Origin of the sequence: Paenibacillus sp. NPDC058898 (assembly GCF_049316025.1) — a bacterium.
Lineage (GTDB): Bacteria > Bacillota > Bacilli > Paenibacillales > Paenibacillaceae > Paenibacillus_AQ.
The window spans coordinates 328,915-342,540 of the sequence record NZ_JBMOSM010000007.1; the positions used below are offsets into that span (position 1 = coordinate 328,915).

Annotated in this window: 10 protein-coding genes; 1 reads left to right on the forward strand and 9 read right to left on the reverse strand. The window is 51.2% G+C overall.

What is annotated here, in order from left to right:
* Window positions 1-74: 74 nt before the first annotated feature.
* The 9 genes from ACOZB4_RS20730 to ACOZB4_RS20770 all read right to left on the reverse strand — a co-directional run bounded on the left by ACOZB4_RS20730 (window position 75) and on the right by ACOZB4_RS20770 (window position 13,224).
* The gene (locus ACOZB4_RS20730) at window positions 75-2,747 is read right to left on the reverse strand and encodes a transglycosylase domain-containing protein (RefSeq protein ID WP_379406923.1); all 2,673 of its coding nucleotides are present in this window, start codon (window positions 2,745-2,747) and stop codon (window positions 75-77) included.
* A 184-nt stretch (window positions 2,748-2,931) separates the two neighbouring features.
* Complete coding sequence (gene hfq, locus ACOZB4_RS20735; protein ID WP_076321134.1) at window positions 2,932-3,171, reverse strand: RNA chaperone Hfq; 240 nt, start codon at window positions 3,169-3,171, stop codon at window positions 2,932-2,934.
* 53 nt (window positions 3,172-3,224) lie between these two features.
* Complete coding sequence (gene miaA, locus ACOZB4_RS20740) at window positions 3,225-4,172, reverse strand: tRNA (adenosine(37)-N6)-dimethylallyltransferase MiaA (RefSeq protein WP_379406922.1); 948 nt, start codon at window positions 4,170-4,172, stop codon at window positions 3,225-3,227.
* Entirely contained in the window at window positions 4,162-4,941 is a 780-nt protein-coding gene (locus ACOZB4_RS20745; RefSeq protein WP_379406921.1) for a class I SAM-dependent methyltransferase, read from the reverse strand. The genes miaA and ACOZB4_RS20745 overlap by 11 nt, the downstream gene beginning before the upstream one ends.
* A 17-nt stretch (window positions 4,942-4,958) precedes the next feature.
* On the reverse strand, window positions 4,959-6,944 hold the full coding sequence (gene mutL, locus ACOZB4_RS20750; protein ID WP_379406920.1) for a DNA mismatch repair endonuclease MutL: 1,986 nt from the start codon (window positions 6,942-6,944) through the stop codon (window positions 4,959-4,961).
* A 37-nt stretch (window positions 6,945-6,981) separates the two neighbouring features.
* Window positions 6,982-9,750 carry a DNA mismatch repair protein MutS gene (mutS, locus tag ACOZB4_RS20755; protein WP_422759620.1) on the reverse strand — a complete coding sequence of 923 codons (2,769 nt, stop codon included), beginning with the start codon at window positions 9,748-9,750 and terminating at the stop codon, window positions 6,982-6,984.
* 440 nt (window positions 9,751-10,190) lie between these two features.
* The gene (locus tag ACOZB4_RS20760; RefSeq protein WP_379406919.1) at window positions 10,191-11,441 is read right to left on the reverse strand and encodes a putative amidoligase domain-containing protein; all 1,251 of its coding nucleotides are present in this window, start codon (window positions 11,439-11,441) and stop codon (window positions 10,191-10,193) included.
* Window positions 11,442-11,548: 107 nt separating this feature from the next.
* A complete protein-coding gene (locus ACOZB4_RS20765; RefSeq protein WP_076321128.1) occupies window positions 11,549-12,115 on the reverse strand; it encodes an outer spore coat protein CotE in 567 nt (188 codons plus the stop codon).
* 128 nt (window positions 12,116-12,243) lie between these two features.
* The gene (locus ACOZB4_RS20770; RefSeq protein ID WP_379406918.1) at window positions 12,244-13,224 is read right to left on the reverse strand and encodes an aromatic acid exporter family protein; all 981 of its coding nucleotides are present in this window, start codon (window positions 13,222-13,224) and stop codon (window positions 12,244-12,246) included.
* A 247-nt stretch (window positions 13,225-13,471) separates the two neighbouring features.
* Here ACOZB4_RS20770 and scfA point away from each other — a divergent pair, with 247 nt between their 5' ends.
* On the forward strand, window positions 13,472-13,621 hold the full coding sequence (gene scfA / locus ACOZB4_RS20775; protein ID WP_379407010.1) for a six-cysteine ranthipeptide SCIFF: 150 nt from the start codon (window positions 13,472-13,474) through the stop codon (window positions 13,619-13,621).
* Window positions 13,622-13,626: the final 5 nt, after the last annotated feature.

Below are 13,626 nucleotides of genomic sequence, written 5' to 3' on the forward strand. Positions count from 1 at the left end.
CCCAGCTTACCACATTTGGGTAGCACACTCAAAACAAAGAAGCCTCCGCAATCATGCGGAGGCTCTCAAGTTCATTATGGACTATCTTGGAACTGGTCAGAACCATCAACCGGATCTGACGGATCCACAATGGTTCCCGGTACCGTAGGAATATCACCCGAATCGCTGTCGGTTCCTCCAGTGCCTGTGTCACCATGGTTAGATCCATCTCCTGAGCCATCAGATCCATTGCCAGGATTTTGACCATCTTGGCCATTCCCGGCTCCGTTTCCATTATCAGGAGGGTTCGTTCCATTACCGTTACCATTGCCTGGGCCTTCACCATTCCCATTGCCTGGCTCGCTATTACCATTACCGTTGCCATTTCCGTTCCCGTTGCCATTCTCATTCCCAGGAGGGAACTCATTGCCTGCTCCGTTGTCACCTTCATCAACCGGAGGTGGTTCCTGGATGTCCCCCGGATCGGGTTCGAGATCCTCAGGCGGCAATTCCTCGGAAACGGCCACAATCTGCAGGAGGTTCGAAGGTGCCGACTCCTGGCTCGTAGACGGGTCTATAGCAGTCACATAATAATCATAGGTCAGTCCCTCCATTGCGCTCAAATCCTCAATGGACGTACCATTCAAGGCATCGAGAATCGGGGTGTATTCCGATTCCGACGTTTCCTTACGATACACGCGGTATTGCACGTTGCCCTGAACCGGATTCCAGCTCAGTGATACAGTCTGAGTCTCTCCATTATAGGAGCCCGTCAAACCGCTGACTGCGGTTAATGTCGTTTCTTCAACAGGCGGCTTTACCGGCTCGGTACTTGGGAAGCTCTTCGCTTCATAGCCTTGAACAGCCTTCTCCATCACTTTGCCCCATAAGGAAGCTGAGATCGAACTGCTTCGTTTCAGCAGATGCTGCCGGTCTGGGTTATCATAACCCATCCACACAGCTGCGGTTAACTCCGGCGTATATCCGACAAACCATACGTCGCGGTTTGAGCTGACGCCCTTATAGCCGCTCTGCGTGGTTCCGGTCTTACCGGCTACCGGACGACTGATCCGGGCATTTCTACCCGTTCCGTCCTCTACAACGCGCTTCATCATGTCTGTCATTTGCGAAGCCGTCGAAGCGCTCATCACGCGCTTCCCTTTGCTGCCTTTGTTCTCATGCACAACCTTGCCTTTGTTATCTTTAATCTGCTTGATTGCAAAAGCCTCTTTGAATTCTCCGCCATTAGCAAAGGCGCTGAAAGCTTGTGCCATCTCGAATGTGTTCGTACCGGTATTCATTCCGCCGAGGGCCAGGGATAAGTTCGCGTCGCCTTCGGTCATCTTGATCCCGAGACTCTGAGCGAACTCGAATCCGGTTTTTACGCCGATTTGGTTCAACAGCCATACGGCCGGAATGTTCTCGGAACGCTGAATCGCTTCCGGCATACCAATCGTCTCTGAATATCCGTGCAGGTTTCTTGGGCAATAGTTGGTGCCAAAACATTGCTGTTTATTACTCAATCTGGAGTCCTTCGTAAACTTCCCGGATTCCAGCGCCGGTGCATACGATACAATCGGCTTCAAGGCGGAGCCCGGCTGACGACGGCTGTCGGTAGCCCGGCTGAACCCGCCGCGCGTATATTCCCGTCCACCGGACATGGCTACGATACCGCCGGTCTCCTGGTTAATGATGACCATGGAACCCTCAACGGGTACGTCATCAGGACCTTTTTCAAAGTTTTCCGGATTCTTGAACTCTTCTTCCATTGCCGTCTGGGCATTCACGTCCATCGTTGTGTAAATCTGATAACCGCCAATATTAACATCGTCCTCGGTGAGGCCCCATTTTTCTTCGGCTTCTTCCATTACATAGTCGATAAACGCTGTATATTTCTGTTGTCTTTCAGGCGGTGTATACGCATAGTCCACTTTCTTGGCTTTCGCCGCCTCTTCGGCCGTGATATAACCCTGCTGTTCCATCAAAGTCAATACCACCGCACGACGCTCTTTGGAGAGCTCAGGGTTCTTGAGCGGATTATATCGGGACGGTCCCTTCGGCATTGCCGCCAGTGTTGCTATTTCCCATATCTCCAGTTTTTTTAGATCCGATTTGCCGAAATAACGCTCGGACGCGGCTTTGATGCCGTAATAAGGCCCCCCGAAGTTAATCCGGTTCAAGTACATCTCAATAATTTCCTGTTTACTGTGCTTACGCTCAAGCGCCAGCGCGATCGACATTTCAGTCGCCTTCCGGAAGAATGTTTTATCCCTGGTCAGGAATATGTTCTTCGCCAGCTGCTGCGTGATCGTACTTCCGCCTTCGACCATGGAACGGGCCATGACATCCTTTACCGCTGCGCGGCCGATCGACCACATGTCTACGCCGTTATGCTCCATGAACCGTTTATCTTCTGTTGCAATAAATGCTTGTACCAATAGCTCCGGAATATCCTCGTACTTCACAGGATCACTCTTCTGAAGGGACAGTTCGCCCATCAGCGTGCCATTACGGTCATATACCTTAGAAGTACCGTAAGCGGTCAGCTTATCCTGATTCTGCTCCAGCAGCTTTTCACCGCTGATCAAGATGAACAAATAACCTGCAAGTGCACAGAAGATCGCAATGACAGCCGTAAAAAACAATGCCCATGCAATTCGCTTTCCTTTGCCTTTTTTCTTCTTCGCATTCGGTTTCGTGGTTTTGGATGTCTTCGGGTTGTCTTTGTTTTTGTTCAACCGTGACATCTGATTATCTTTTCCAGCCATTTGTCCCCCTCCTTACTCCCTTGCGGGATCAAGCCTTCTGACTCAAGTCATGCCTCGGAAAGAAAAGAACAACCTTCTCAGGTTGCTCTCTGCACTCCTTATAAGCTAAACGAAATATAAGCCAAAAAGTTTCAAATTAATCATTTACGGTATGATTCTGCTCTTTATGAATCCATTCTAAAATCTATTGTTCGCTGCTGTTATCCTGCATCAGGGACACATTACGCTGCGGCATGAACGTGGAGATAGCATGCTTGTACACCATTTGCTGACGGCCGTCGCTGTCAATCACGATGGTAAAATTGTCAAAAGCTTTGATCGTTCCACGGATCTGAAAGCCGTTTGTAAGGTATACCGTGGCCGGAATGTTCTCTTTGCGCAGTTGGTTCAAGAACGTGTCTTGGATGTTAATGGACTTGTTCATTAGCCGTACCCCCAATGGTTCATTTAGATTGTTTTGAAAATATATTCAAGATTTCAGTGAAACTTTCCTGCTATTATAGCACGGATTTTTTGATAGTTCGCAGAAAAATTTCCCGAGTCGGTGACGTCTACCCACTCGATGTCCTTCATGTGGCGAAACCAAGATAGCTGCCGCTTAGCGAAACGGCGTGTATCGCGCTTAAGCAGCACGACGGCCTCCTCGTAGCTGAACTCCCCGCTAAGGTACGAAACGATTTCCTTGTAACCCAGCCCTTGCATGGATACAAGCCCCGGAGCGAACCCTTTGTTCATGAGCGCCGCCACCTCATCAACAAGTCCCTGGCTCAGCATAAGATCAATTCGCTCTTCAATACGGTTATATAGCATTTGCCTGTCCATTGTCAAACCGACCAAGCATAAGTCATAGGGAGATTGCTTGGTTTGAGGTGCCAGTTGGGTCGAAAGTGGGACGCCGGTCACATGAAATACTTCTAAAGCACGAACGACCCGACGTAGGTCATTAGGGTGAAGCCGCTCGGCCGTTTCAGGATCAACCTCTGCCAATTTTTGATGAAGAGCCTCGGCTCCATGTTCGTTGGCATAGCAGAACTGCTCTTCCCGAAAAACTTCATCCGCTCCCGTCTCGCTAAACTGATAGCCGTAACACACCGACTCCACGTAAAGTCCGGTTCCCCCAACAATAAAAGGAAGTTTCCCCCGCTGCGTAATCTCCGTAATGAGCCTCTGGCTCTGCTCCTGAAATTCGGCTACCGAATAGGGGTGATCGGGCTCGTGAATATCAATGAGATGGTGAGGAACGCCTTCCATTTCCTCCACGGAAATTTTGGCCGTTCCGATATCCATGCCCCGGTATACCTGCATCGAATCGCCGGAGATAATCTCGCATCCGAATTCCTTCGCGATCTCAATGCTCATTTTGGTTTTACCTACAGCTGTTGGTCCGATGAGAACGAGCAGTTTCGGTTTGGTTTCATCTGTCAATGGAAATCACTCCGTACGTTATTTTCGATTTTCCCCGTTCAGGCAATGTAAAGCCAAGCCGCTCAAACTCTCCGCTGGATCGGGCTTCCTTCATCACGACGGTTTTGCGCGCGACCCTAACCGCTTCTCTCACACTTTCCATTTCCAGCGGCTCCCCATATGCATAATGTCTTAGAGGATGGATCGAAGCCGATTCGGCGATCGGTTCACGGAACATCGGATCAAAATAAACAATGTCTACGCTCCGGTCCGGCAGCGACTTCAAATAATCCAGATGATGGCTGTGCCTGACCTCGATTCGCCTCATCGCCTGATCACTGGCCTCCAAATGGCTTTCATAGGTCCGCAGCCCTTCTTTCAGCAGCGCATACAAGGGCAGTGAGCTCTCCAGGGCGGTGATCTGACTGCTCGCCCCGCCCCTGCCCGAGAATACCAGGGAATCGGCTCCAAGCCCGGCCGTACAGTCCAGTACGGAATCCCCTTCCTCCATTCCGGAAGCCTCCAGCATGGGATCGGGTCTTCCGCTCAGCACGCGTTTCAATCGGACAAACCCCATACTCGGATGAAATTCCATGACCGCCCCATCCGGTCCGCTTAGACGCACATGTCCGTTCAGTACGACCAGCACGTCATCGTCTTCGAACCGGCGGGCTAATTTTCGCAATGAATGACCGCCGCGCTGGACATAACGGCAGCCGATTTCTTGGGCTAAACATCTCGCGCGCTCCACAATGTCCGGCGCTTCCGCTTCTCCAGTTGTTATAATCATGAAGGTCCTCCTTGCTGTTACATCACGCGTTTAAACATTTTCTCCAAATCATAAGATGAGAATGAAACTACGATCGGTCGACCATGCGGACATGTGTATGGCTGCCGGCAGGCGCCCAAACGCTGAATCAACGTCATCGCCTCCTGCTCCGTCAGCTTCTGATTGGCTTTGATGGAAGCCTTGCAGGAACACATGATAGACGAGGTTTCTCTCAGCTTGGCGATATCAATATTGCGTTCGCTCAGCACCCATTCAGCCATCTCTTCGATAATGGCCTTCTCGTCGCCCTTAGGGAACCAGAACGGATGGGAACGAACCAGGAAGGTATGGCCGCCAAAAAACTCCATATAAACGCCAACCTTCTCAAACCAATGCAGCCGTTCCTTCACCTTCTCCGATTCCGAGGGCGTGAATTCGAGCGTAATCGGCAGCAGCAGCTCCTGGGATGCGTCTGCCGGGTTGCCAAACTGTTCATAGTAATACTCGTAGTTAATCCGCTCATGTGCGGCATGCTGATCAATCAGGTACAGCCCGGTATCATTCTGCGCTATAAGATAGGTGCCGTGATGCTGGCCGATCAGCGTAAGCTCCGGAAATGGCGGAATCTCGGGAGCCGGTCCTGAGGCCGCCTGCAGCCACTCCTTCGTTATGGCAGGAATTCCGGCATTCCCCCTAGTCTCATTGCGGTAATCATTGCGGTAAGAAGAAGCTGCTGCCGTTTCCAGCATTTGCGAGGTGGCAGCTGTTCCTGCTGCTCCGGCCCCATACGTCTGCTTGATATTGGACTCAGACTGAGTGAATACCTGACCCTCCGGCCGTGTCGACGCAGGCGACGCATGGAGAGGCATGTTTCCACCAGTGGAAAGCTCGCCGCTTCCTGGGATCGCGATATCCCGTTCATTACCGCTACCGATCGCAGAGACACGACCTTGCGCAGAAGAAAATTGCAGCTGTTCCTGGATATAGGCGTTGTCGCTTTTGCCAATATTTTGTTTGGCCGGACGTGGAATAAGAATTTCCTGCTGCAGCACCTTGCGAATCTCTTCCTCCACAAAAGCGAACAGCTCCTGCTCTTTACTGAACCGCACCTCCAGCTTGGATGGATGCACATTCACATCGATCAACGAGGGGTGCATGGACAGCTGAATGACAACGAGCGGAAACCGGTTGATCGGCAGCAGCGTATGATAACCTCTCAAAATCGCCTGCATTAAGCCGTAATTCCGAATATACCGCCCGTTAATGATGAGCGACATGCCGTTACGGTTTGCCCGCGTATAATCCGGGCGGCTGATATATCCGCTTAACGTATAATCCATATTCTCCGCTTCAAACGGCAGCATCGCTTTGGCCGATTGGGTACCGTATATGGCCGCAATGACCTGAAGGGCATCGCCATTGCCCAGCGTCTGCAGCAGCGAGTTTCCATTGTGCCTAAGCGTAAAGGCAATATCCGGCCGGGAGAGGGCCAGACGGTACAGATAGTCGGATATGTGCCCCAGCTCCGTTTGGATTGTTTTCATATATTTCAGCCTTGCCGGCGTATTAAAGAACAATTCCTTCACGAGGAAATCCGTTCCTCTGGGTGCGGCCGTCTCTTCGTTCACGCGCAGATGACCGCCTTCGATCTCGATCACACGTCCGCGCCCATCCTGAGCATTGGAGGTAACCAGACGTACCTTGGATACAGCCGCAATGGATGGCAGGGCTTCGCCCCTGAATCCTAGGCTGGTGATTTGGAACAAATCGCGGCCTTCAGCGATTTTGCTCGTTGCATGACGATAAAAAGCCGTCTCGCAATCCTCCGGATCAATGCCGGCACCGTTATCCGTCACGCGAATGCTGTCCAGTCCGCCTTCTTCAACCGTTACGTCAATCTTGGTGCTCCCGGCATCAATGGCGTTCTCGACTAGCTCCTTCACAACGGAGGCAGGTCGCTCCACCACCTCACCGGCAGCAATCTGGTTTGCAATATGCTCGTCCAAAATCCGAATAATCCCCATCGTTCCTACCTCCGTTTCATTTCATTCCTATGCTAAATCACATATCCTTTGCTTGAAGCTTCAGGTCATTCAGGAACTGCATGGCCTGAAGCGGCGTCATATTCATCACGTCCGCACCCTTAACAGCATCAATGAGGCTCTTGATCGCAGGATCTTGAGAGGCTTCCTGCGGCATCGAGTGCTGATCCTTACTAGGCTTAGCACTCGATTCAGGCACTTCCTCCTCGCCAAAAATGGAGAGCTGTACCACGCCGCCTTTCTGGTCAGCACCGCCCAAGCCTTCAGTATACAGCGTTGTATCTTCTCGATGCTCAAACACAGCTTCCGGTCCGCTTCGTCTTTCATCGGACTGAGGTGCGGCAGTTGGCTGCTCGCGCTGCATCACAGCCCCTTGCTCTGATGCCACCGCGGCCAGCGAAGCCATCTCCAGACCCTGCAGCAGCCCATATGCGCGGTCAATGATACTGCCGGGCAAGCCGGCCAATCTCGCACAGTAAATGCCGTAGCTGCTGTCGGCTGCGCCAGGGATCAGCTTGCGGAGGAAATGCACTTTGTCTCCGCTTTCCTGAACCGCCATGGAATAATTTTTAAGACCGCCAAGGCTTTCCTGTAGATGGGCAAGCTCATGGAAATGCGTTGATACCAATGCCTTGCAGCCGATATGGTCATGCACATACTCAATCACAGCTTGTGCGATTGCCATGCCTTCACTCGTCGACGTACCGCGTCCAAGCTCATCAATGATGATCAGGCTGCGGGGCGTCGCTTTTTCCGTCATGACCTGAATATCCGCCATCTCCACCATGAAGGTGCTCTGACCGCCGATCAGATCGTCAGCCGCCCCGATGCGGGTAAAGATCCGGTCGACCAGCGGGACAACCGCACGCTCTGCCGGGACAAAACAGCCCATCTGGGCCAGAATCGATAATAAGGCAACCTGGCGCATGTACGTGCTTTTTCCAGCCATATTCGGACCGGTAATAAGCAGGATCGAGGAGCCGTCCTTGCGCAAATCCGTTCCGTTCGCGATAAACGATGAATCCTTCATGACGGCTTCTACAACAGGATGACGACCGCCTTCAACGATATAATCATAACCTTCGCTCAGTTCCGGCTTCACGAACCGGTATTCCGCACTGACCGCAGCCAACGATTGGTAGACGTCGATCTCTGCAATGCGCTCAGCGAGCTTCTGCAACCGGCTTACTTGGGTATTCAGCTTGTCCCTGAGCTCGGTAAAGAGGGCGTACTCCATATCCACCATCTTCTCCTGCGCCTCCAGGATCAGACCTTCCTTCTCCTTCAGCTCGGGCGTGACATAACGCTCCGCGTTCGCCAGGGTCTGCTTGCGTTCGTACCGGCCTTCCGGCAGGGACGACAGATTGGACTTGGTCACCTCGATATAATAGCCAAACACCTTGTTGTAACCGATCTTCAGCGACTTGATCCCCGTAGCCGCGCGTTCCTTCGCTTCCAGCTCGGCGATCCAGCGTTTGCCGCTGGTACTCGCTTCACGAAACTCATCCAGCCGCTCGTGATAGCCCGGCTTGATGATGCCTCCGTCACGCACGGACACCGGCGGTTCATCAACAATCGCATTCTCGATCAGTTCACACAGATCGTCACAAATATCCGTATCCGCAGCCACCCGCCGCAGCGTCTCGGAAGCCGAATGGGCACACAGCTCTTTCAGGGAAGGGATTTGTCTTAACGACAGCTTGAGCGCGTTCAAATCCCGTCCGTTCGCGCTGCCAAACGCAATCCGGCCGACCAACCGTTCCAGATCGTATATCTCTTTAAGCGCCATCCGCAGATCTTCACGCAGTATGTACTGGTTATACAAATGCTCAACAGCCTCCAGCCGCTCTTCAATCCGGCTGCGGGACAGCAGCGGTTTATCGATTCTCCGCCGCAGGAGTCTGGCTCCCATCGAGGTTTCCGTGCGATCCAGAAGCCACAGGAGCGAACCTTTCTTTGAACGCTCACGAACTGTCTCAACCAGCTCCAGGTTGCGTCTGGTGAATGGATCCAGAACCATGTATTGTCCCGGTTCGTAAGAAGCAATCTGCGTCAGCTGTCCCAGTGACCGCTTCTGCGTCTCGCTTAAATACGAGATCAGCAGGGATATGCAGGCTCTTCGCTCCTCTTCCAGGCGGGCCCAGGCCGGTTCTCCGAATTGGGAGCGAACCAATGCGTCCTCCCTACGATCCCAAGCCGTATAGACAATGTTGCGGCTGCCTGGAAGCGCCTGAGATGAGATGATATCAAGAAGGGAAGCGTCCCCAATGATCTCGGAAGGCTCATAAAGGCCAATCTCATCCCGCAGCCATTCCTCCGAAGATGGCACTGATGTCACATAAAGCTCACCTGTGGACAGATCGCATGCCGATAAAGACATCAATCCGCCCGCTTCCGTAACGCACACCATGTAATTGTTCGATTTGTCGTGCACGACCTTGCCGTCCATGATGGTCCCCGGCGTGACGACCCGAACGATTTCCCGCCGCACCATGCCTTTGGTGACAGAAGCATCTTCCATCTGCTCGCAGATGGCGACTTTGTACCCTTTCTCAATCAACCGCTGGATGTAACCCTCCGCGGAATGATAGGGCACTCCACACATCGGTATTTTCTCTGCACCGCCGCCTTCGCGGCCGGTCAGCGTAATCTCCAATTCCTTCGATGCGAGGATCGCATCATCAAAAAACATTTCGTAAAAATCGCCTAAGCGAAAAAAAAGAAACGCATCGCGCGCTTGTTCTTTGACCTTCAAATATTGTTCAATCATCGGCGTATATTTAGCCATGACGTACCTCCATTACCTTCTAGCTTGACCTCCATTATAACAGAAATTGACCTCAAGGCATCACGGTTTAACGTGCGCGTTCAAAAAGGTCGGTTTTCAGCACCGAGGCTTATGCTTCCGATGTGCGTTTTTTCAAAACGCTTCAGTTGGATGAAGCTAGGGATTGAGGAGCGGAGCGTACGTAGTTTGTACGTGAGCACCTGAAATGTTTCCGTAGGAAAGATACTTCGGAAGCTACTACTTAGGCCCGGCTGAATTCAAGATTCGATGCCGAGTTGCTTCTTGATTCACTTCGTGTTAGATATAGAATTTATGAGTGATCAGTGGAACTGATGAAATTCGATATCGCAAGAAAACCTACCTATGCATCGCGGTCGCTCATCCTTGAAGTGGCCTCGATAGAGGTTTTCTTATCAAAAGCGGACTTTTTGAACAACCTCTTAAACGGGAATATTCCACAGCGGCCTGATATCTCTGCTCTCATCCCAAACGCGCCCCGCCTCCATGTGTGCAAGAGCCAGTTCGATTTCACGAGCAAAGTCCGAATATTCCGGCAGTGTTGACAAATCCCTATGCCAGCCTGCAATACATTCTTGAAGCACGGACTTGTCGCCTTCATAATAGGCGCGATGGTAACGTTCCGTATTGAATGGCCTCGCTAGCAAGCGGTCGCTGTACCGAGCTGCCAGATAGGCAACATAGAGTGACACCTTCGCGACAAGCGGCGAAACGAGAAAGCTGGGAAGCGTACGGTATTCAAACCCACCATATGGCTGTCTCCGAAAATCCCCCAGATATCCATAACGGGGCCTACGAAGACGCCCCTTGGGGTCTTCCAGCAGCGCCAGCGGCAGAGCCAAATAATTATCCAGGGTCTGAAGAAGAGACAGGGAAAGCGGTACCCCACTGAAATGAATATGGCCTCCCAACGGGAAATCACCATAAGGCAGAGCTCCTGCCCTCCATGTTAATGAATGATCGGTAATTAGGCTCTGGGCTTGACGCAGAGCTTTTTGCATTTCAATCACTAACTCCTTTGGCCTTGCTCTCGGTAACGGCCTCAGCTCGGCAATGGGGTATATGACCTCACCCCGATAACGAACGGCGTCACTGCCGACTGACCCGCCACGCTCCATAAATTCGGATGCATACACAATATCTCCGTTATCCTTCATCAGCACAAATTCGGGATCCATCCCCATGAGCAGCGGAGGAGTCAAAGGAAACTCACTGTCTTCGTTATGCGCGTGAAAACCTGCCGCCTGTTGGCCTTTGGCACTCATAACGGTTTTATTCCGGCCCGCTTTCATGCGGACACCTTCGACTACATATCTTCGCCCGGGCCGGGCCGTGATGATGACCTCTCCTTCATCCACACCCAGCGTATACAGCGACCGCAGGGCTGCTTTCTCCAATCTCCGATGCAGGCCGTCTTCATACCTCCCGTTCTCGGGATCGGGCTCAAATATCACTTCGCTGCCGCCAAGCTGATAAGAGCGGATCGAGACTGCAGACAACCCCTCGACATGAACCGCGTACCTGGCCGTGAAATGCTTCTCCTCAACTGTACTCAAGCCCAGAGAGCATGGTATTCCGGATCTGATCAGACGTGCTTGCGCGAGGAGCACTGCAGCTCCCTTCAATGGTACATATTCTTTTACAGCAACTGGTTCTACTTTAAATTGAGCCATCTCCTAGTCCCCCTGTAAAAAAAAATAAAAAAGAGGGCATCCGCCCTCCGCAAAGCTGCCCTCACTGCATATGCTAAGATTAGAATCATTCCTACAGGAGGGTTATCTTACAGTTCATCCTCCAGACCTTCGTAATCAAGGTCTTCGTAATCATCGCCTTCGTCTCCCAGGACGTAATCGAATTCTTTGTCTTCGTAGTCGCCATGGTGATGGCTGCATACTTTGACAACGACCTTGGTTTCCGCAATCAGCTCCACCGCGTACTCTCTCTCTACCCGCAGAATGACACTCGTGCCATTCGAGGATACGCTGGCCTCAACGCAGCTCGGCTCCTGTGTCGCTTCAGCCGACACTTCCACCGTGGATGCACGATGCTTCGGATCCAGATAAGAAAGAGGCACGCGTTCTACATACGATACCGTTTCTTTGGCCACATCGGTCTGTGAATTTTTGTCATAGGAATACCAGATGTTAACATCGTAAGTACCAATAACTTCAATTCCGTCTCCGGCGGCAACCGCCTCGTATTGATGGTTTATAATCCAAGCCCCCAAAATACTGGTCGGATTATTAGGCGGAGTCACGGTATGTGTTACGGTAGAGAATTTACGACCCTTGCCGCAGATCGCCTTCGTGATGATTTCTCTACATTGGTGTTTATGACTCAATGACATCTTCGAACCTCCTCCATACAATCATTCCATACATGTGTATGCAAGACATGGGCGAATGTTGAATGAAGTGGTCCAAATAAATTCATATGATGCTAAAAATATCAGATTTTTTTTTGCAAATCCCTAAGCTATACGGCCGAATCCGCGCGCTTCTGCGGTTTTTTCGCCGTGGGTGCCTTATACTTCTTTGAAATATTCAAATAGTATTCCAGCTCATGGCATAACTGCAGGATGGCAGACCGGACCTCGAATTCTTCGCGGGTCGTCGGCAGCTCCATCTCTTTAAACAAGTCCTCCAGCTCAATCAGCAGTCCTTCGGACTTGCCCGTGTATCCTTCGGCAATGACATCCTTGCTTAACTGATCGAATATTTCCGCCGTCAGCACGCCATGAGGAAGCCTCTCATACACCTGGGATATCTGATGCATCATGCTCTGGATATTCTCCATCTGTTCCTTCCGCATATAAAAGTAGATGTTCCAGGAGCCGTCCGGATGAATCATCTGATTCTCCGATGCCCGCTTCGCTTCCTCAATTCCTCTTTCAATCTGCCGGTTAGCCTCAATTAACTCTTTACCGTCCCATATATGTTCGGGATCTCGAAGCGTAAGCGAGAAATGATGGAAAATGACAGAGAAGAGCCCGTCCACCTTCCGGCGAATCTCCATCATCGCTCCCTCGCTGTTCGGCATATAAACCAAGTTCACAAGCATGGCGGATCCGAGACCAATAATCAACAGTTCTATTTGGGTGAACAAAATGTCCACTCCGATCTCTTTCCCCTGAAACACCCGAAACACTACAACCGAACTGGTTACAATGCCTTCCTTGAAGTTCGCCTTCGAAATCGCGGGAAATGCAAGCAATATGTATATGGCTAGTACCCAATAATGAAAACCGAGAAAATAAAATAAAACACACGCCAGCACCAGTCCCAGCAATGAAGCGAACAATCTGGACGAAATGGAGCGCACACTCCGTTTTCGCGTGACGTCAACGCCGAGTATAGCAAGAAGACCGGCGGACGTAGCCCCCGGTATGTTCAAGGCATCTGTAATTAAGATGGCAAGCAGGCTTGCCGCAGCCGTTTTGATGACACGAAATCCCATGTGATGAAGAGCCTCCAGGCGAGTTGATGATGACTATATATGTTACCTTTCACGTGACTACATATTATAAGGTATCTTCATCCTAGCTTATTTTAATGCCATAAACAACCATGCCTGGGTGGCCTAGTCCATTAGATTTTCCAATTAGTGTGACCTTTTTGATTGTTGAGTATTCCAAGTTGTTGTTACCATAGTTCAACGTAGCGAGTTTATTCGAATTCAAGAAATGGTAGAGGAGTTATTCATGATGAAAAGAATCGTAACACTAAGCACACGCAAACTGATGGACACTGCAAAACACGGCGGATGCGGCGCATGCCAGACATCTTGCCAATCTGCTTGCAAGACTTCCTGCGGCGTAGCTAATCAGCGTTGTGAGAACGTAATGAACAAATAACAAAT